A 19,949-nucleotide genomic window follows, 5' to 3' on the forward strand; every position below is an offset into this window, starting at 1 on the left:
ATCGTTATTGCACCTTCATGTCGATCCCGTAGCCATTGGCATTGAGCCAATCCAGATAGCCCTGCATGTCCACGGTCCCGGTCACGAACCGCCACCTTTGCGGATCGTCGGCCGGCAGGTAGTGGATGAATGCCTGCGTGTCTGCCCAGCTCATCCCCTCTGTGAACGGCATCTCGCGTTGAACCGTGCGCGCGCCGTCGCGATAGCGCACTTGCCTGTCTTCCGATCCCGGGGCAGGTGCTCCCGTCTGAATGCTGTTGCTTTTGTCGTGGAGAACCGGGTCGGGGATGACGGTCGATGGGGGGGCATGCATCGTCACCCCTGCCGCTTCGGCCTGCTCAACCATCCAGACCAGCGCTACCCTGGCCAACTGGCTGTCGTTCTCCCCGAAGCCACCCCCAATGTCGGCGTGCGCACCGAGGAACCCGCGCTCGATGCGCGTGTGGCCCTCCACCGGAACAGGGCTCGCCATGCCCTGCAAGATGGACTCCAGCGGAAAGGCCCCCAGTGCCCCATAGGCATGACCGGTATTGCCTCGGTACTCATTCAATGCCACCGCATGGGCCACATAAGAGAACTCGGTTGGAATGCCCAGCTGATAGGCGTGGCCACTCCAGTTCGTGCTCAGCACCGTGTCGAACAACCCCATGAATCGGAAATTGACCTTCTGGCAGCGCGCTTCCTGCGCGCCGTCGCTGCCGGTCTCCGAGGCCGCGCCACCTTCACTCGGCGCCTGCGCCGGATAGATGACCTGGCTGAGGTTGGCGATGGGCTCGCTGGGCCTGGCGCTGGAGCCCTCGGGCAGTTGCCCGCCGTGTTCATAAACAAACCGTCCCACGGGCGTGTCGATGCCCTGCACGCCGCGGTAGCGCTGCGGGTCCTGGGCGCTGGCCTTGTCCAGCACATGCAGGCGCAGGCGCCGCCCGGCGGGGTCGATCACTTCGCTGAGCCAGCCGCGCCCGTCGTAGCGCAGGCTGAGGAATTCGCCGCTGGGCGCGCGGATCTGCTCCAGCTGGCCCCGGGTGTTGAAGCGCAGCTGGCGCCCGTCGGCCCAGCGCCAGAGGTACTCGCTGCCGCGCGGCGTGTGCAGTCGGTGCACCAGGCCTTGCAGCGGGTTCAGGCCACGGTAGAGATCGCCTTGGTCCTGGCCTGGGCCTTGGCGTTCGTCTGGAGGCAGGGCGAAGGCGATGCGCGTGCCATCGGCCTGCACGACTTCCAGCGTGCCCGCCAGCGCACCGGTGCCCACGCGCAGCGTGGTCTCGTAGCTCAGGCGCCAGCCGCGCCCCAGCATGTGGCGCTCGGTGTCGGCGCTGTTGTAGTAGCGGATGAGTTCCAGGCCGAGCACGCCGGGCAGCGCGGGCATGTCCACCTCGCGCTGGAACTTGTTGCCGCCCAGCACATTGAGGGGGTTGCCCGCACCGCTGTCCACGCCCGAGGTGTTGCCCAGGGTGGCCGCGCCCGCCCCGCCGCAGGGGCTGCCGGTGCTGGGGGCACCGGCGCAGCAGCTCACGCTGGGGTCGCAGGCGGCCGATGCGCCAAGGCCCGTGAGCAGCAGCGCCAGACCCAGCAGGCCAGACAGCCACCTTGCACCGCTACGCGCGGCCTTCAGCACCACGCGGTGGTGATTCCAGTTCATGCACTGCCTCCCCGATGCGATCCGAAACGCCCGTGCCACGGCACGAGCGCGCGATCACATCAGCCGGCGGCACGGGGCGTCGGCGTTGCCGGCAGGGCTTGAAGCAAAGCTCAGAACCGACGCGGGTTCCGTCCCCCACCGGGGGGATCAGGCGCCGGGCAGCAAGGCCTGGAGCTCACCCAGCGTGCCGGCCTCGTGCAGGGGTTTGTCCTCGCGCACGCGCAGCATGCGCGGGAAGCGCAGCGCCACGCCGCTCTTGTGGCGCTTGCTGCGCGCGATGCCTTCGAAGGCCAGCTCCACCACCAGCGTCGGGCGCACGCTGCGCACGGGGCCGAAGTGCTCCAGCGTGGTCTCGCGGATCACGGCGTCCACGGCCTGGAACTCGGCGTCGCTCAGCCCCGAATAGGCCTTGGTGAAGGACACCAGCTGCAGGCCTTGCGGGTTGGCCGGTCGGCGATCGGCGATCGCGTCCACCACCGCCTGCGCCTCGGCCGGATCGCGCGGCGTGCGGTTCCAGACGGCGAAGCTGTAGTCGGTGTAGACCGAGGCGCGCCGCCCGTGGCCGGCCTGGGCGTAGATCAGCACGCCGTCCACCGTGAACGGGTCGATCTTCCATTTCCACCAGGCCAGCCGCTCGCCCTCGCCCGAGCGCTTCACGCGCCCGGTGCCGTAGGCGCCGTCGCGGTGCTTGAGCATCAGGCCCTCGACGCCGAGTTCGCGCGAACGCGCGCGCCAGGCGGCCAGCGTGGCCCAGTCGGGCGCGCCGAGCAGCGGCGAGCAGGGCAGCGGCGGGGCGCAGGCCCGCGCCAGCGCCTGCAGGGCGGCGCGGCGCGCGTGCTGGGGTTGCCCGCGCAGGTCCTGTCCGCCGCGCTCCAGCAGGTCGTGGGCGATGAAGCCCACGGGCGCATCGGCCAGCACGCGGGCCGTGAGCGTCTTGCGCGCGATGCGCTGCTGCAGCGTGGCGAAGGGCGCGGGCCGGCCCGGCGTCTCGAAGCCCGGCAGGGGCGCGGCCAGCGCGTCCCAGGCCACGATCTCGCCGTCGACCACCGTGCCGTCGGGCCAGGCCGCGGCCAGGCGCTCCAGCTCGGGAAAGCGCTCGGTCATCAGCTCCTCGCCGCGCGACCAGACCCAGGCGCGGCCCGCGCGCTTGACGATCTGGCCGCGGATGCCGTCGAACTTCCACTCGGCGCACCAGTCGCCCACCTCACCCAGCGTGGCCTCGGGCGCCCCCGCGAGCGCGGACGCCAGGAAGAAGGGGTAGGGCTGGCTCGGGTCGCGTGCGGCCGCCCCTTCGCCCTCGGCCGACGCCACGATGGCGCGCCAGGCCTCGGCCGTGGGCGCGCGCTGGCCGCTGGTGTAGCCCATCATGCGCGCCGCCACGAGCTTGGGGTCCAGGCCCGCGAACTCGGCCACGGCGCGCTGCGCCAGCAGCTGGCTCACGCCGACGCGGAAACCACCCCCCACCAGCTTGACGAAGAGGAAGCGGCCCAGGCTGTCGAGCTCGGCCCACCAGCCCAGCACCGCGGCCGCCACCGTGGCCTCATCGGCGCCGCGCAGCGGCAGCAGCCGCTGGGTCATCCAGCCGTGAAGGCCGAGCTCGGCGCCCCCCTCGGCCGGCGCGGGCAGCACCAGGGCGATGGTCTCGGCGAGGTCGCCCACGGCCTGGTAGCTCTCCTCGAACAGCCATTCGGGCAGGCCCGAGGCCCGCAGCGCCAGCGCGCGCAGCTGAGCGGTGCGGATGAGTTGGCGCGGCTTGCCGCCCGCGAGGAAGTACACCGCCCAGGCCGCGTCCTCGTCGGGCGCTTCGCGCAGGTAACGCACCAGGGCGGCCACCTTGGCGTGGGTGGCGGTGCTGGCGTCGAGTTCGGCGAACAGCGCGCCGAAGCGCTTCATGCGGCGGACTCCGCCCCGGCGGCGAGCGGATCGTCGGCGCCGTCGCCGTACTCGGTCTTGAAGCCTTCGGCCCGCAGGCCCTGCTCCTGGAGGTAACGCACCAGGGTGGGCACGCTGCCGTGGGTGACGATCACGCGCCCGGCGCCGGTCGCGCCGATGGCCGAGAGCAGGCCGGGCCAGTCGGCGTGGTCGCTGATGACGAAACCGCGGTCGTGGCCCAGGCGGCGGCGCCAGCCGCGGATCTGCATCCAGCCGCTGGCGAAGGCGTCGCTGGTGTCACCGAAGCGGCGTATCCAGGGCGAGGACAGGGCGCTGCCCGGGCACAGCACCAGGGCGCGGCGCAGGTCCGCCGGGTCGTGCGTTCCCTCCGCCGCGAGCGTGGCCGGCAGGTCCACGCCCGCCGCGCGGTAGGCTCGATTGAGCGGCTCCACCGAGCCGTGGCAGACGATGGGGCCGATGGACGGGTCCACCCCCGCCAGCAGGCGCTGCGCCTTGCCCAGGCTGTAGCAGCTGATCACGCTGGCGCGCCCGACGGCCGCGTTGTCGGCCCACCAGTGGTTGAGTTCGGCGAACAGCTCGTGGTCGGGACGCCAGCGGTAGATGGGCAGGCCGAAGGTGGACTCGGTGATGAAGGTGTCGCAGCGCACCGGCTCGAACGGCGCGCAGGTGCGATCGGGCACGCCGTGGGCGGGCGTGGGCCGGTAGTCCCCGCTGGCCACCCACACCTGGCCCTGGTGTTCCAGGCGCACCTGGGCCGAGCCCAGCACGTGGCCCGCCGGGTGCAGGCTGATGCGCACGCCCCGGTGCGTGACCACCTCGCCGTAGTCCATCGGCTGCAGGGGGATGCCCTCCCCCAGCCGCGCGCGCAGCAGCCCGGCGCCGGGCGCGGCCGCGAGGTAGTGGCGGTGCCCGGTGCGCGCGTGGTCGGCGTGCGCGTGCGTGATCACCGCGCGGTCGACGCGGCGCCAGGGGTCGATGAAAAAATCGCCCGGCGGGCAGTACAGGCCCTCGGGGCGCTGGACGATCAGGTCCTGCATATCAGGGACGTGGGGGCGGCCACCGCCTCCTCAATAGCGGTGGCCGGTGAGAAACAGCACCGTGCGCATGATGCCGAAGGCGATGCGGTCGAGGATGCGCTGGCCCCAGGGCCGGCTGTTGAGCGCCTCCGCGTGGATGGGTGTGCTGCGGTGGCAGACGATGTGATCCAGGTGCGCGCGCAGCAGCGCCGCGAAGCGCCGGTCGGTGCTCATGACGTTGGCCTCGCGCGCCAGCAGCAGCGACAGCGGGTCCAGGTTGGTGGAGCCCACCGTGGCCCAGCGCTCATCCACCACGGCCACCTTGGCGTGCAGCGCGCTGGGCGCGTACTCGCAGACCTCCAGGCCCGCGTTCACCAGGCGCTTGAGCGCGGGCCGCGCGGCGCGGTACTGCAGGAAATGCTCGTAGCGCCCCTGCAGCAGCAGGCGCACCCGCACGCCGCGCCCGACGGCCATCAGCAGGGCCTTGCGCAGCCGGCGCCCGGGAATGAAGTAGGCGTTGACGATGAGCACCTCCTGGCGCGCCTCGCCGATGGCCTTGAGGTAGGCGCGCTCGATGTCGTGGCGGTGCGCCACGTTGTCGCGCAGCAGCAGCGCGGCGCGCGCGTCGTCCACGCCCATCAGCGCGCTGCCGGTGTCTTCCTCGCCGCCGGACGCCAGGCCGCGCGCGCGCGTTTCCAGCTTGCGCAGCAGCTTGGAGAAATCGCCCGAGGCGCTCGAGCCGCGCAGCGCCTGCCAGGCGGCCGAGAACTCGCGCTGGCGCGCGGCCCGCACGGCCTGCAGGCGCCACCAGAGCTGCTCCATGGTCTCCGTCATGTCCTGCACCAGCGGCCCGGCCACGCGCAGTGAATAGTCCAGCCGGGGTTCGTCGAGCCGGCCCAGCGACACGTCGTCGCGGTCGTCGATGATGTTGACGCCGCCGCAGAAACCCACCGTGCCGTCCACCACGCAGAGCTTGCGGTGCAGGCGGCGCCACAGGCGGGGGAACAGCAGGCCCAGCCGGCCCAGGGGCGAGTAGATGCGCCATTGCACGCCGGCGGCGCCGAAGCGCTGGCGCCATTCTTCGGGAATCGACGGCGTGCCCACGCCGTCGACCACCAGGCGCACCGCCACGCCGCGCCGCGCCGCGCGCTCCAGCGCCTCGGCCACCTGCAAGGCCGAGCCCGCGAACTCGAAGATGTAGGTCTCCAGGTGCACCACCTGGCGTGCCGCGTCCATGGCCTCGGCCAGCGCGGGGAAGAGCTCGTCGCCGCCCACCAGCAGCACGAGCTGGTGCCCATCCTTCATCGTCGCATGCAGGCGTTTCACGGGAATTCGAGGTCGGCGATGATCGGCAAGTGGTCGGACATGCGGCGCCAGGCGCGCCCATGCGGCACGTGGGCCGAGACCGGGCGCAGGCCGCGAAAAAAGATGCGGTCCAGGTGCAGCAGCGGCAGCCGCGCCGGGAAGGTGGGCAGGCGGATGCCCTCGAAGGTGTGCAGGTCCAGCGCGGCCATGGGTTTGAGCAGCTGCGCGCTCCAGTCGTTGAAGTCGCCCGCCACCACCAGCGGCGCGCCGGCGGGAACCTCGCGGGCGATGAACTGGCCCAGGCGCTGCACCTGCCGTTCGCGGCTGGCGTGCACCAGGCCCAGGTGCACCACCACCACGTGCAGCTCCAGGCCATCGACCAGCAGGTGCACGTGCAGCAGGCCGCGCTGCTCGAAGCGGTGGTCGGAGACGTCGGAATGCCCCACGCCCACCACCGGCCAGCGCGACAGCAGGGCGTTGCCGTGTTCGCCGTGGCGCGTGATGGCGTTGCTGCGGTAGACGGCCTCGTAGCCCTCGGGCGAGAGGTAGCCGGCCTGGTCCATTTCGGGCCAGCGGGTGAAGTAGCGTTCCAGCTTGCGGTGGTGGCTGCGCACCTCCTGCAGGCAGACGATGTCGGCATCGAACTGTTCGACCGCGTGCACCAGGTTGTGGATTTCGAGCCGGCGCGCCGGGCCCAGGCCCTGAACGCCCTTGTGGATGTTGTAGGTCGCTACGCGCACCATGCTCATGGCGCACATGATCGCACGGGCCAAGGGCCCCGCGCGGGCGCACGCGCGGGGCGTGCGCGGCCGGACGGCATGGCCCTACGGCCTCGGCGCCCCGCCCAGCCGCGGCAGCCAGCCGATGGCCTCGGCATTGGAAGGAGAGAAGCAGCGCTGCGCCGCCTCGCGCCACGGCAGCCAGACCTGGTCGCGGTGCTCGCGCGGGCTCAGCCGCACCGGCGCGGCGCGTGGCACACACAGGCCGAACACGCGCTCCGTGTTGTGCGTGACACCCGGCGCGTAGCGGTGCCGCCACTGCGGGTAGATCTCGTAGACGTTCTCCAGGCCCCAGTCGCGCAGGGCGTGCCCCGGCGCGGCGGCGTCCAGACCGGTCTCTTCCCTCACCTCGCGCGCGGCGGTGAGCTCGAAGGGTTCCTCGGGCTTGTCCTTGGCGCCGGTCACGGACTGCCAGAACCCCGGCGCATCGGCGCGCTCGATCAGCAGCACCTCGAAAGCCGGGGTGTGGATGACCACCAGCACCGACTGCGGGACCTTGAAGGCCCGCGCCGGCTCAGCGCTCACGGCGGGCCGCGCCGAAGCGCTGCCACAGGCGCCACAGGGACAGCGCGCGCAGCGGCAGCGAGACCAGCCGGCTGGGGCGGCGCGCCACCCACAGCCCGGCCACGGCGGCCAGGGGCAGGGTCAGCTGGGGCGGCCAGCCGCGCAGCCACCGCCAGGCGTCCTGCACCCGGTCGGCCCAGCCGAACACGGGGCGCAGGGACTCGGCCTGCATCCCGGCGCGCACGCGCAGCGTGCGGGAGCGCCGGCGCAGCGACAGGTGGCGCTGCCTGAGCTGTTCGGCGCGCGGAAGGCTCATCGGCTGGCCTCCGCGCCACGCGCTGCACTGCAAGCCCCTTCGGGCGGCCGGGCGGGTCTCATGGGTCCAATGCCTCGCGGTCCTGGCGCAGCTCGTCGATGCTGGCCGAGAACAGCCGCGAGCCACGCAGCACGCGCGCGCGCGCCTGCCAGATGGCCAGCAAGCCGACGAACAGGAACAGGCCGGTGAAGGTGGCCAGCGCCGCCAGCCGGTGCTCATCCCACAGGGCCACGGTGATCAGGATGGCCAGAAAGCCCACGCCGAGCGCCAGGCACACCAGGGCGATGGCCCCGTAGGCCACCAGCCCGGCGAGGCGCAGCACCTCCTCCTGGGCCTCGACGCTGAACAGTTCCAGGCGGACCTGGGCCAACTCGACCAGCGTGGCCGCCAGCCCGCGCACGGAGGCCGAGAGGCGTTGAGCGGACGGCTCCATGGCGGCGCTCAGCGCCGGGCGATGAGCATGCCGATCAGCAGGCCCACGCCGGCGGCGGTGCCGATGGCCTGCCAGGGGTGCTCGTGCACGTACTCGTCGGTGGCGCGGGCGGCTTCCTTGGTGCGGGCAGCGACGGTTTCCTCGATGTCGCCCAGCTTGTGCCGGGCGGCGATCAGGTTCTCGCGGATGCGCTCGCGCATCTCGATCACCTTGCCCTCGGTTTCGTTGGCGGTGGCTTGCAGCAGCTCTTCGGCGTCGGTGATGACGCGCTGCAGATCGCGCACGAGCTTTTTCTTGCTGGTTTCGGTGGTGGCGTCGGCCATGGCGGGCTCCTTTCCAGGCGGTTGGGACAATCGATCGGAAAAACCGATAGTGCGATCGCCCAAGGATACGCAGGTTCCCACGAAAAAGGCGCCCGAAGGCGCCTTTTGCGGTCTGGTCCTACAAGGATCTCAGCTGTTCTTGACCGAATCGGGGTTTCGCAGGCGGATGTGCAGCTCGCGCAGCTGCTTTTCGTCCACCGGGCTGGGCGCCTGCGTGAGCAGGCACTGGGCGCGCTGGGTCTTGGGGAAGGCGATCACGTCGCGGATCGACTCGGCGCCCGTCATGAGGGTGACGATGCGGTCCAGGCCGAAGGCCAGGCCACCGTGCGGCGGCGCGCCGTACTGCAGCGCGTCGAGCAGGAAGCCGAACTTCAGGCGCTGCTCTTCGGGGCCGATCTTGAGCGCGTCAAAGACCTTGGCCTGCACGTCGGCGCGGTGGATACGGACCGAACCGCCGCCGATTTCCCAGCCGTTGAGCACCATGTCGTAACCCTTGGCGATGCAGCGGCCCGGGTCGCTGACCATGAAGTCCTCGTGGCCGTCTTTGGGCGCGGTGAAGGGGTGGTGCACCGCGGTCCAGCGGTCTTCCTCGTCGTCGTGCTCGAACATGGGGAAGTCCACCACCCACATCGGCGCCCAGCGGTCCTCGAACAGGCCGTTCTTCTTGCCCAGCTCGCTGTGACCGATCTTGATGCGCAGGTTGCCGATGGCGTCGTTGACCACCTTGGCCTTGTCGGCGCCGAAAAACAGGATGTCGCCGTTCTGCGCGCCGCTGCGCTGCAGGATGGCCTCGAGCGCCGCGTCGTGCAGGTTCTTCACGATCGGGCTCTGCAGGCCGTCGCGGCCCTTCGCCACGTCGTTGACCTTGATCCAGGCCAGGCCTTTGGCGCCGTAGATCTTGACGAATTCGGTGTAGGCATCGATCTCGCTGCGGCTCATCTCGCCGCCGCCGGGCACGCGCAGGGCCACCACGCGGCCGGTCTTCATCTGCGCGGGCGCGCTGAAGACCTTGAAGTCCACGTCGGCCATGACGTCGGTGAGTTCGGTGAACTCCATGGTCACGCGCAGATCGGGCTTGTCCGAGCCGTAGCGGTGCATGGCTTCGGCGTAGGGCATGACCGGGAACTCGCCGAGGTCGATGCCGAGCACGTTCTGGAACACCGTTTTGATCATGCCCTGGAACATGTCGCGGATGTCCTGCTCGGTCAGGAAGGAGGTCTCGATATCGATCTGCGTGAACTCGGGCTGGCGGTCGGCGCGCAGGTCCTCGTCGCGGAAGCACTTGGTGATCTGGTAGTAGCGGTCGAAGCCGGCCACCATCAGCAGTTGCTTGAACAGCTGGGGCGACTGCGGCAGCGCGAAGAACATGCCGTCATGCACGCGGCTGGGCACCAGGTAGTCGCGCGCGCCCTCGGGCGTGCTCTTGGTGAGCATCGGCGTCTCGATGTCGATGAAGCCGTTGGCGTCGAGGAACTTGCGCACCTCCATGGCCACGCGGTAGCGCAGCATCAGGTTGCGCTGCATGTAGGGGCGGCGCAGGTCGAGCACGCGGTGCGTGAGGCGGGTGGTCTCGGACAGGTTGTCGTCGTCCAGTTGGAACGGCGGCGTGACCGAGGGGTTGAGCACCTTCAGCTCGTGGCACAGCACCTCGATCTTGCCGCTCTTGATGGTGTCGTTGGTGGTGCCCTCCGGGCGCGCGCGCACCAGGCCGACCACCTGCACGCAGAACTCGTTGCGCACCTCTTCGGCCGTCTTGAACATCTCGGGGCGGTCCGGGTCGCAGACCACCTGCACCGTGCCTTCGCGGTCGCGCAGGTCGATGAAGATGACGCCACCGTGGTCGCGCCGGCGGTTCACCCAGCCCGACAGCGTGACGGTTTGGCCCATCAGGGCTTCGGTCACCAGACCGCAGTAGTGGCTTCGCATGGACATGGGGTCTTCTTTCTCAGGGTTGCGTCTCGGCCTCGGCCGCGAGCGGGATCTTGGGGTTGCGGGGGCCGCCGGGCACGATGACGCCCATGGACACGATGTAGGTGAGGGCCTCGTCCACGCTCATGGCGAGCTCGACGCAGTCGCGCGCGCGCAGCAGCACGAAGTAGCCGCCCGTGGGGTTGGGCGTGGTGGGCACGTAGACGCTGAGGAACTCGTCTTGCGGCGAGTCGCTGCCGGGTCGGGCCTGCAGTTGCTCCAGCAGGTCGCCCTGGGGCGAGCCGGTGAGGAAGGCGATGGTCCACATGCCCTCGTGGGGCCACTGCACCAGCAGCGCCTTGCGAAAGGCGTTGCCCTTCTCGGAGAACAGCGTGTCCGACACCTGCTTCACACCCGAATAGATGGAGCGCACCACCGGAATGCGGTGCAGCAGCGCGTGCCACCAATGCACCAGCTTGTTGCCGATGATGTTGGAGGCCAGCGCGCCGATGGACAGCACGATCACCAGCGCGAACAGCACGCCCAGCCCGGGCACGTGCACGCCCAGCCAGGCGTCGGGGCGCCAGGACGTGGGCAGGATGTTCAGGGTCTGGTCCAGGGTGCCGACCACCCAATCGAGCACCCACAGGGTGACGATGAGCGGCACCAGGACCAACAGGCCCGAGAACAGCCACTTGCGCAGGGCGGTCATGCGGGCCCGATCAGGTGCTGGGGGTGGACGGCGTGGCCGGGGCGGGGGCGGGGGCCGGGGCCGGCGCGGCGGCCGACTCGGTCTTGGCGCCCGCGGCCGGCGCGGCGCTGGCCGCGCCATCGGCGGGCTTGCTGTCGCTCGGGGCGGCCGCCACGCCGGAATTGGCGCCGCTGCCGTTGCCGCCGCGGAAATCGGTCACGTACCAGCCCGAGCCCTTGAGCTGGAAGCCGGCGGCGGTGAGCTGCTTGCGGAAGGCATCGGCCCCACAGGCCGGACAGACGCTCAGCGGAGCGTCGGAGATCTTCTGGAGCACGTCCTTGGCGTGGCCACAGGACTCGCACTTGTAGGCGTAGATGGGCATAAGTACTCGAATCACCCCCGCCGCGCTGCGCGCGCCCCCCCTCAAGGGGCAACACCTGCGGCCTGGCAAAGCCAGTTCCGCGGTGTTTCTCGGTTCGACCGCTTCATGCGTCGCGGGTCGCGCCGAGCGCGGCGGGGAATGGATAAACAAAGGACGCGCCCGCCCGGAGCCGGCGGACAAAGCCGGCGATTATAAATTCCGGGGGTATTCCCTGGCCCGGCCCGGCCGGCTCACCACAGGCGCACGCGCAGCAACAGCTGGGTCAGCACCAGCCCCAGCGCAAAACCGATGCCGCCGTAGACGATGCCCTGCAGCAGCCGGTTGGTGCGCCGCTGCTCGGCCAGCAGCACGTCAAGCTCCTTGCGCAACTCGTTCGGCCGGTGCTTGAGGTAATCGTGCATCAGCCGGGGCAGCGCGGGCAGCAGCTTGGCGTACTGGGGCGCCTCGGCCTTGAGCTGGGCCAGCAGCTTCTGCGGGCCGAGCTGCTCCAGCATCCACTTTTCCAGGAACGGCTTGGCGGTGGCCCACAGGTCCAGCTCGGGGTCGAGCTCGCGGCCCAGGCCTTCGATGTTGAGCAGGGTTTTCTGCAGCAGCACGAGCTGGGGCTGGATTTCGACCTGGAAGCGCCGCGAGGTCTGGAACAGGCGCATCAGCACCATGCCCAGCGAGATTTCCTTCAGCGGGCGGTCGAAATAGGGCTCGCAGACCGCGCGGATCGCGGACTCCAGTTCGTCGACCCGGGTCTCCGGCGGCACCCAGCCCGATTCGATGTGCAGCTCGGCCACGCGCCGGTAGTCGCGCCGGAAGAAGGCCGTGAAGTTCTGCGCCAGGTACTCCTTGTCGTGCTCGGTCAGGGTGCCGACGATGCCGAAATCGAGCGAGATGTAGCGACCGAAGCTGGCCGGCGCCACGCTCACCTGGATGTTGCCCGGGTGCATGTCGGCGTGGAAGAAGCCGTCGCGGAACACCTGGGTAAAGAAGATGGTGACGCCGTCGCGCGCCAGGCGCGGAATGTCCACGCCCAGGCGGCGCAGTTCGTCGACGCGGTTGATGGGCACGCCGCTCATGCGCTCCATCACCATCACGTCGTTGCGGCACCAGTCCCAGACCATCTCGGGGATGAGCACCAGGTCCAGTCCGGCCATGTTGCGGCGCAGCTGGGCGGCGTTGGAGGCCTCGCGCAGCAGGTCCAGCTCGTCGTGCAGGTATTTGTCGAACTCGGCGACCACCTCGCGCGGCTTGAGGCGTCGGCCATCGGCCGACAGGCGCTCCAGCCAGCCGGCCATCAGGCGCATGAGGGCCAGGTCCTTCTCGATCACCGGCAGCATGTTGGGCCGCAGCACCTTGACGGCGACCTCGCGTCCGGCCTCGCGGCCGCCGCGCAAGGTGGCGAAATGCACCTGGGCGATGGAGGCACTGGCCACGGGCTCGCGCTCGAAATGGCTGAACACCTCGTCGAGCGGGCGGCCGAAGGCGCGTTCGATGGTGGCGATGGCGATCTCGCTGGGGAACGGCGGCACGCGGTCCTGCAGGCGGGCGAGTTCGTCGGCGATGTCGGGTGGCAGCAGGTCGCGTCGGGTGGACAGCACCTGGCCGAACTTCACGAAGATCGGGCCCAGGCGCTCGAGCGCCTCGCGCAGGCGCTGACCGCGCGGGCTGTCCAGGCGGCGGCCAGTGGAAACGATGCGGGTGAGCCGGCGGATCCACGGGTGATCGAAGCTGGAGAGCACGAGCTCGTCGAGCCCGTATCGCAGCACCACCCAGACGATGAAGCCACCGCGCAGGAACCGGGTCACTCGAACGCCTCCGCGCGGTGCGCTGCGGTGCGGTCGCCCTCGGCCAGCCGGGCCGCGATCATGCGGCGCCCCCGCCGGAGCCCGGCGGGCGGGGCATGCGGGCGACGAAGCCCTTGAGCGCCTGCGCGGCCTGGCGCGCGAAGCCGACCAGGGTGTGCGCCGCCGCGTCGCCCATCAGGCGCGAGAGGTCTTCCTCCACGTCCCAGCGCACGTTGTCCACCAGCCAGGCCACTTCGGCGGCGAACTGCACGTCGCCCTGGATGTCCACGGCCGGCTTCTCGCCGGCCAGCACCCGCCGCGCCAGCTCGGCGGGCGAGGCCTGGGTGAGGCTCACGGTGAGTTCGGGCGGGTGCAGCATGGGGTCGACACGCTCCAGCAGGCCGGCGCGCGTGGGCGCCACGCAGAAATGGAAATCGCCCCACTGCACGCGCAGCGGCTTGCCAGCCTGGCGGCGCAGCCGCTCGGTGGCCGCCGGCTCCTGCTGCAGCACGTGGTTGAGGAAGAGCACCAGCTTGTTCTGCAGCTCGTCGATCACCCAGCCGGGTGGGCGCAGGGCCTGCAGGATGGAGCGCAGCGGATCGGTCGGCGCGCCGGCCGGGCCTTGCGGGCCGGCCGGGCCGGCACCAGAAACGGAATCGGGTGGTACATGGGCCATGACCACCCGATTCTGACGGATAACGGGCGCCGCGCCGGCGCCGCGTCGGCTTACTGGAGGGCCTGCACGCCGGCCACCAGCCAGCCGCCCGGACCGCTCTTGGGTCGGGTGATGTTCCAGACCTCGCGGAAGGGGTTGGGACCGGCCGAGGGCTCCTCGCGGATCAGGCCGGAAAACTCCACGCTGGCCATGTACTCGCCGTCGAGCTCCTCGATGCCCAGCAGCTGCGCCTCGAGCATCACCACCTCGGTGCGGTGGGCCGCGCCGGGACCGCTGCGCTCGCGCTCGGCCAACTGGCCCTTGATCTGCTCGAGCATCTCGTCGGTCATCATGGCGCGCAGGCTGGGGATGTCGGACTTGTCCCAGGCGGCTTGCAGGTTCACGAAGTTGGCCTTGGAGGCCTTGAGGAAGCCTTCGGTGTCAAACCCGGTCGGGATGCCCCAGGTCTGGCGGCCCTGCAGGGCCGAACCGATCATGGAGCCGTGGCCGCTGTCGAGCGAGGCGGGCGCGCTGCGCTCCCAGGGGCGGGCCGAGGCGTCGTTGCCCACGTTCTTGGGGCTGTAGCTGGCCGGCGTGGCGGGCTCGAGGTCGAGCGGCGCACGCGCCGTGGCACCGGCCGCGCCCTGGTACGCCAGGCCACCGCTGCGGCCGGCGGCCTGGACCGGCGCCTTGCGGCGCATCACCATGCCGACGACGGCCAGCACCACCACGGCCAGCAGGGCGAACAACAGGAACTGCGCGAAGGCCTCGCCGAAGCCCAGGGCCGAGGCCAGCCAGGCCAGGCCCAGACCGGCCGCGAGGCCGCCCAGCATGGCGCCCCAGGGGCGCTTGGGCGCGGCGGCGGCCGGGGCGGCGTTGGCCGGGCGCTGGGCAGCGGCGTTCTGCGTGGGCGCTGGCGCGGCCTGCTGGGCGGGCGCCTGGTTGGGTGCGGTCGGCGCGGTGCTGCGCTGCGTCACGTTGCCGGACTGCTTGCCGAAGGAGCCGCCGCCGCCCAGGCGCTTGGCCATCACGTCGGCGGAACCGACGGCCAGGGCGCAGGCCAGCAGAAAGGACCAGAGTTTGTGTTTCTTCATGCGATGTGTCTCCGATTGCAACGATTTCGACGCCGGGGGCCGAGGGGCCGCCCGATCAACACTTGATGCCCAGGTGCAAGGCGACGACACCCCCGGTGAGGTTGTGCACATCGACGTGTCCGAAGCCGACCCCCTTCATCATCTGCCGCAGGCTCTCCTGGTCCGGGTGCATGCGGATGGACTCGGCCAGGTAGCGGTAGCTCTCGGCGTCCCCCGCGACCAGCTGGCCCAGTTTCGGCAGCACATTGAACGAATACCAGTCGTACGCCTTCTCCAGCGGCTTGGCCACCCGGGAAAACTCCAGAACGAGCAGTCGGCCACCGGGTTTGAGCGTCCGATGCATTTCGGCCAGCGCAAGTTCCTTGTGCGTCATGTTGCGCAGGCCGAAGGCCACCGAGACGATGTCGAAGCTGGCGTCGGCGAAGGGCAGCTTCTCGGCGTCGCAGACCATGGTGGGCAACACCACGCCGGCGTCCAGCAGCCGGGTGCGGCCCTCGCGCAGCATGGCCTCGTTGATGTCGGTGTGCACCACGCGGCCCGTGGGGCCGACCTGGCGCGCGAAGGCCAGGGAGAGGTCGCCGGTGCCGCCCGCGATGTCGAGCACCTGCTGACCAGGCCGGGCGTTGGCCACGGTGACGGCGTAGCGCTTCCAGAGCCGGTGCAGCCCGCCCGACATCAGGTCGTTCATCACGTCGTAGCGCGAGGCGACGGAGTCGAACACGCCGCGCACGCGCCGCGCCTTGTCGCCCTCGTCGACGGACTGGAAGCCGAAATGGGTCTGTGCCATGGTGCCGGCCCTCAGTGGTGGCCGCAGCCGTGGCCGGCCGCAGCGGGCATGGGATCGTCGCGGCCCACGCCCGCCGCCTGCAGCCGGGCCTCGTAGTCGGCCCAGAGCTGCGCCTGCTGCGAGCCCAGGAAGTACAGGTAGTCCCAGGAGAAGATGCCCGACTCGTGGCCGTCGTCGAAGGTCGGCTGAATGGCGTAGTTGCCGATCGGCGCCAGCGAGACCAGGCGCACCTCGCGCTTGCCGGTCTGCAGCACCTCCTGCCCGGGGCCGTGGCCCTGCACCTCGGCCGAGGGCGAATAGACGCGCATCAGCTCGAAGGGGATGCGGAAGGTCTGGCCATCCGAGAAGGCCACCTCGAGCACGCGCGAGGCGCCGTGCACGGTGATGTCCTGCGGGATGGGGGTGTTGCGGTCCAGGCCGGCCATGGTCGGTCTCCCTTGAATCAGACGAGCACGCGCTCGATGCCGCCCTGGTTGGCGCGGGCCACGTACTCGGGCAGCCAGTTCTCGCCCAGGATGTGGCGCGCCATCTCGACAACGATGTAGTCGGCCTCCAGCAGGCCGTTTTGCAGGTCGTCGCCGTAGCGGGTGAGGCCCTGCAAGCAGCTCGGGCAGCTGGTGAGGATCTTGACGTTGTCCTCGGCGCCGACGGCGCCGCTGGCGCGCAGCGCCGCCTCGCCCTTGCGGATCTCTTCTTCCTTGCGGAACCGCACCTGGGTGGACACGTCGGGGCGCGTGACGCCCAGCGTGCCCGATTCGCCGCAGCAGCGTTCGCTCTTGAGCACCTGCTCGCCCACCAGCGCCTTCACGGTCTTCATGGGCTCCTGCAGCTTCATGGGGCTGTGGCAGGGGTCGTGGTACAGGTAGGCGCCCTTGGATTCGAGGCGGATGCCCTTCTCCAGCAGGTACTCGTGGATGTCGACGATGCGACAGCCCGGGAAGATCTTCTCGAATTCGTAGCCCTGCAGCTGGTCGTAGCAGGTGCCGCAACTCACCACCACGGTCTTGATGTCCAGGTAGTTGAGCGTGTTGGCCACGCGATGGAACAGCACGCGGTTGTCGGTGATGATCTTCTCGGCCTTGTCGAACTGGCCCGAGCCGCGCTGCGGGTAGCCGCAGCACAGGTAGCCGGGCGGCAGCACGGTCTGCACGCCGGCGTGCCAGAGCATGGCCTGGGTGGCCAGGCCGACCTGGCTGAACAGGCGCTCCGAGCCGCAACCGGGGAAGTAGAAGACCGCTTCGGTCTCGGCCGTGGTGCCCTGCGGGTTGCGGATGATGGGAACGTAGTCCTTGTCTTCGATGTCCAGCAGCGCGCGCGCGGTCTTCTTGGGCAGGCCGCCCGGCATCTTCTTGTTGATGAAGTGGATGACCTGCTCTTTGATGGGCGCCGGGCCCAGGGTAGCCGGCGGCGCGCTGGTCTGCTTGCGCGCCACGCGCTTGAGCAACTGGTTGGCCAGGCGCTGCGCCTTGAAGCCCACGCCGACCATGGCCGTGCGCATGAGCTTGATGGTCTCGGGCTGGGTGGCATTGAGGAAGAACATGGCCGCCGCGTTGCCGGGACGGAAGCTCTTCTGGCCCATCTTGCGCAAGAGGTTGCGCATGTTCATGGTGACGTCGCCGAAGTCGATTTTCACCGGGCAGGGCGTGAGGCACTTGTGGCAGACCGTGCAGTGGTCGGCCACGTCCTCGAACTCCTGCCAGTGCTGGATGCTCACGCCGCGGCGCGTCTGCTCTTCGTAGAGGAACGCCTCGATCAGCAGCGAGGTGGCCAGGATCTTGTTGCGCGGGCTGTAGAGCAGGTTGGCGCGAGGCACGTGGGTGGCGCAGACCGGCTTGCACTTGCCGCAGCGCAGGCAGTCCTTCACCGAATCGGCGATGGCGCCGATGTCGCTCTGCTGCATGATGAGCGACTCGTGTCCCATGAGGCCGAAGCTGGGCGTATAGGCGCGCGAGAGGTCGGCGGTGTGGGCGCCGTCCATGGCGCCGCGCAGCAGCTTGCCCTTGTTGAAGCGGCCCTCGGGGTCCACCTTGGCCTTGTAGTCGGCGAACGGCTGGAGCTCCTCGTCGGTGAGGTACTCCAGCTTGGTGATACCGATGCCGTGCTCACCCGAGATCACGCCGTCCAGGCCGCGCGCGAGCACCATGATGCGGTCCACCGCCTCGTGCGCGGTCTGCAGCATCTCGTAGTCGTCGCTGTTCACCGGGATGTTGGTGTGCACGTTGCCGTCGCCCGCGTGCATGTGCAGGGCCACCCACACGCGGCCCTTGAGCACGCGCTTGTGGATGGCGTTGCACTCGGCCAGCAGCGGGCCGAAGGCGGCGCCGGCGAACAGCTGCTGCAGCGGCGCGCGGATCTGGGTTTTCCAGCTCGCGCGCAGGCTGTGGTCCTGCAGCTGCGGGAACAGGCGGTCCACGTCCTGCAGCCAGCCGCCCCAGAGGGCGCGCACCTCGCGCACCAGGGCCAGGGCCTGCTGCACGCGGTCTTCCATCAGTTCGGCGGTGGGGATCTCGCTGGCGTCGTCGCCCTTGCCCAGGGGCAGGTTCCCGCGCTGGAAGAAGGCCTCCAGCTCGTCGGCCAGCCGGATCTTGTTGCGCAGCGAGAGCTCGATGTTGATGCGCTCGATGCCCTCGGTGTACTCGCCCATGCGCGGCAGCGGGATCACCACGTCTTCGTTGATCTTGAAGGCGTTGGTGTGTTTGCTGATGGCGGCCGTGCGCTTGCGGTCGAGCCAGAACTTCTTGCGCGCCTCGGGGCTGATGGCGGTGAAACCCTCGCCGTGGCGCGTATTGGCGATGCGGATGACCTCGCTGGTGGCGCGCGCCACCGCGTCCGGGTCGTCGCCCACGATGTCACCGATCAGCACCATCTTGGGCAGGCCACCGTTGCCCTTCTTGCTCTTGGTGGCGTAGCCGACCGCCTTCAGGTAGCGGTCGTCCAGATGCTCCAGGCCGGCCAGGACCACGCCCGAGCGCTTCTGCTCGGCGAACATGAAGTCCTTGATCTCGACGATGCTGGGCACGGCGTCCTTGGGGTTGCCGAAGAACTCCAGGCACACGGTGCGGGTGTGCTCGGGCATGCGGTGCACGATCCAGCGCGCGCTGGTGATCAGGCCGTCGCAGCCCTCTTTCTGGATGCCCGGCAGGCCCGAGAGGAACTTGTCGGTGACGTCCTTGCCCAGGCCTTCCTTGCGGAAAGTCTTGCCCGGGATGGCCAGGGTTTCGGTGCGGCGCGGGGTCTTGCCGTCGGGCGCGAAGTAGCGCAACTCGAAAGTGGCGACCTCGGCGTCGTGGATCTTGCCGCGGTTGTGGTCCAGGCGGGTCACCTCCAGCCACTCGGCCTGGGGCGTGACCATGCGCCAGCTGACCAGGTTGTCCAGCGCCGTGCCCCACAGCACGGCCTTCTTGCCGCCCGCGTTCATGGCCACGTTGCCGCCGATGCACGAGGCCTCGGCGCTGGTGGGGTCGACCGCGAACACGTGGCCGGCGCGCTCGGCCGCGTCGGCCACGCGCTGCGTGACCACGCCGGCCTCGGTCCAGATGGTGGGCAGCGGCTCGTCGTGCCCGGGCACCTTGACCCATTCCACCTCGGTCATGGCCTCGAGCTTCTCGGTGTTGATGACCGCGCTCTTCCAGGTCAGCGGGATGGCGCCGCCGGTGTAGCCGGTGCCGCCCCCGCGCGGAATGATGGTCAGGCCCAGTTCGATGCAGCCCTGCACCAGGCCGGCCATTTCGGCCTCGGTGTCGGGCGTGAGCACCACGAAGGGGTATTCCACCCGCCAGTCGGTGGCGTCGGTGACGTGCGAGACGCGCGACAGGCCGTCGAACTTGATGTTGTCCCGGGCCGTGAGCCGGCCCAGGGCCTTCTGGGCGCGCTGGCGCAGGGCCGCGACCTCGTCAAAAGAGCGGGCGAAGGCCTCGACGGCGGCGCGGGCGGCCACCAGCAGCTCGCCCACCAGGGCGTCGCGGGCCGGGTCGTCCTGGGGCGTGCGGCGCTTCTGCACCTCGGCCAGGCGGTGGTTCAGGGCGTCGACCAGCTGCCCGCGGCGCTTGGCGCTGGACAGCAGGTCGTCCTGCAGGTAGGGGTTGCGCTGCACGACCCAGATGTCACCCAGCACCTCGTACAGCATGCGGGCCGAACGGCCAGTGTGGCGCTCGCCGCGCAGCTGGTCCAGCAGCGACCAGGAGCGCTCGCCCAGCAGCCGGATCACGATCTCGCGATCCGAGAAGGAGGTGTAGTTGTAAGGAATCTCCCGCAAGCGGGGGGTATCGTCCGTGGCGGTGGCGAGCAACGTGAGCGGGGTGGGAGCGTTCATGGGGCACCCGGCACCGTCATAGGGCACCGAGGCGGGGATGGTATCGCAGCGCAACATCCCATCCCTTCCTTATGGAAACCCCCCGTTGTCATACCCGGGCAACACCTGTGCAATCGATCCGTCACACCAGACCGATAGCC

General features: G+C 70.1%; 18 protein-coding genes. All 18 read right to left on the reverse strand.

All coding sequences use genetic code 11. The features are described from left to right. Positions 1 to 4 precede the first annotated feature (4 nt). Positions 5 to 1,636, reverse strand: coding sequence for a DUF6531 domain-containing protein (locus tag BHU06_RS10340; RefSeq protein ID WP_070399079.1), 1,632 nt, complete (start codon positions 1,634 to 1,636; stop codon positions 5 to 7). Between the two features lie 147 nt (positions 1,637 to 1,783). Beyond that, positions 1,784 to 3,529, reverse strand: a complete 1,746-nt coding sequence (locus BHU06_RS10345; protein ID WP_070399080.1) for an ATP-dependent DNA ligase — start codon at positions 3,527 to 3,529, stop codon at positions 1,784 to 1,786. Next, complete coding sequence (locus tag BHU06_RS10350) at positions 3,526 to 4,566, reverse strand: ligase-associated DNA damage response exonuclease (protein WP_070399081.1); 1,041 nt, start codon at positions 4,564 to 4,566, stop codon at positions 3,526 to 3,528. The genes BHU06_RS10345 and BHU06_RS10350 overlap by 4 nt, the downstream gene beginning before the upstream one ends. A gap of 30 nt (positions 4,567 to 4,596) precedes the next feature. Beyond that, positions 4,597 to 5,850: a cardiolipin synthase ClsB gene (clsB, locus tag BHU06_RS10355; RefSeq protein WP_070399082.1), complete on the reverse strand. Its 1,254-nt coding sequence runs from the start codon at positions 5,848 to 5,850 to the stop codon at positions 4,597 to 4,599. Between the two features lie 17 nt (positions 5,851 to 5,867). Then, positions 5,868 to 6,608: an endonuclease/exonuclease/phosphatase family protein gene (locus BHU06_RS10360; RefSeq protein ID WP_070399083.1), complete on the reverse strand. Its 741-nt coding sequence runs from the start codon at positions 6,606 to 6,608 to the stop codon at positions 5,868 to 5,870. A 66-nt stretch (positions 6,609 to 6,674) separates the two neighbouring features. Then, the gene (nudB, locus tag BHU06_RS10365; RefSeq protein ID WP_070399084.1) at positions 6,675 to 7,154 is read right to left on the reverse strand and encodes a dihydroneopterin triphosphate diphosphatase; all 480 of its coding nucleotides are present in this window, start codon (positions 7,152 to 7,154) and stop codon (positions 6,675 to 6,677) included. Beyond that, positions 7,144 to 7,449, reverse strand: a complete 306-nt coding sequence (locus BHU06_RS10370; protein ID WP_070399085.1) for a hypothetical protein — start codon at positions 7,447 to 7,449, stop codon at positions 7,144 to 7,146. Before BHU06_RS10370 ends, nudB begins: the two co-directional genes overlap by 11 nt. Positions 7,450 to 7,507: 58 nt before the next feature. Further along, entirely contained in the window at positions 7,508 to 7,882 is a 375-nt protein-coding gene (locus BHU06_RS10375) for a phage holin family protein (RefSeq protein WP_070399086.1), read from the reverse strand. An 8-nt stretch (positions 7,883 to 7,890) separates the two neighbouring features. After that, the gene (locus BHU06_RS10380; protein ID WP_070399087.1) at positions 7,891 to 8,205 is read right to left on the reverse strand and encodes a YqjD family protein; all 315 of its coding nucleotides are present in this window, start codon (positions 8,203 to 8,205) and stop codon (positions 7,891 to 7,893) included. Positions 8,206 to 8,334: 129 nt separating this feature from the next. Beyond that, complete coding sequence (gene aspS, locus BHU06_RS10385; RefSeq protein ID WP_070399088.1) at positions 8,335 to 10,137, reverse strand: aspartate--tRNA ligase; 1,803 nt, start codon at positions 10,135 to 10,137, stop codon at positions 8,335 to 8,337. A gap of 13 nt (positions 10,138 to 10,150) precedes the next feature. Beyond that, positions 10,151 to 10,825 (reverse strand): DUF502 domain-containing protein, encoded by a 675-nt coding sequence (locus BHU06_RS10390; RefSeq protein WP_070399089.1) that lies wholly within the window; start codon positions 10,823 to 10,825, stop codon positions 10,151 to 10,153. Positions 10,826 to 10,835: 10 nt separating this feature from the next. Continuing rightward, entirely contained in the window at positions 10,836 to 11,186 is a 351-nt protein-coding gene (locus tag BHU06_RS10395) for an FmdB family zinc ribbon protein (protein WP_070399090.1), read from the reverse strand. Positions 11,187 to 11,416: 230 nt separating this feature from the next. Beyond that, entirely contained in the window at positions 11,417 to 12,982 is a 1,566-nt protein-coding gene (gene ubiB, locus BHU06_RS10400) for a ubiquinone biosynthesis regulatory protein kinase UbiB (RefSeq protein ID WP_070399091.1), read from the reverse strand. Positions 12,983 to 13,040: 58 nt separating this feature from the next. Then, positions 13,041 to 13,637, reverse strand: a complete 597-nt coding sequence (locus tag BHU06_RS10405) for an SCP2 domain-containing protein (protein ID WP_254668151.1) — start codon at positions 13,635 to 13,637, stop codon at positions 13,041 to 13,043. A 50-nt stretch (positions 13,638 to 13,687) separates the two neighbouring features. Further along, entirely contained in the window at positions 13,688 to 14,710 is a 1,023-nt protein-coding gene (locus tag BHU06_RS10410) for a Tim44 domain-containing protein (protein ID WP_070399092.1), read from the reverse strand. 55 nt (positions 14,711 to 14,765) lie between these two features. Beyond that, a complete protein-coding gene (gene ubiE / locus BHU06_RS10415) occupies positions 14,766 to 15,497 on the reverse strand; it encodes a bifunctional demethylmenaquinone methyltransferase/2-methoxy-6-polyprenyl-1,4-benzoquinol methylase UbiE (protein ID WP_070399093.1) in 732 nt (243 codons plus the stop codon). An 11-nt stretch (positions 15,498 to 15,508) separates the two neighbouring features. Beyond that, complete coding sequence (locus BHU06_RS10420; RefSeq protein ID WP_070399094.1) at positions 15,509 to 15,922, reverse strand: gamma-butyrobetaine hydroxylase-like domain-containing protein; 414 nt, start codon at positions 15,920 to 15,922, stop codon at positions 15,509 to 15,511. 17 nt (positions 15,923 to 15,939) lie between these two features. Further along, positions 15,940 to 19,809 carry a DUF3683 domain-containing protein gene (locus BHU06_RS10425; protein ID WP_070399231.1) on the reverse strand — a complete coding sequence of 1,290 codons (3,870 nt, stop codon included), beginning with the start codon at positions 19,807 to 19,809 and terminating at the stop codon, positions 15,940 to 15,942. Between the last annotated feature and the right edge of the window lie 140 nt (positions 19,810 to 19,949).

This window comes from Hydrogenophaga sp. PML113 (genome assembly GCF_001777155.1).
GTDB lineage: Bacteria > Pseudomonadota > Gammaproteobacteria > Burkholderiales > Burkholderiaceae_C > Hydrogenophaga > Hydrogenophaga borbori.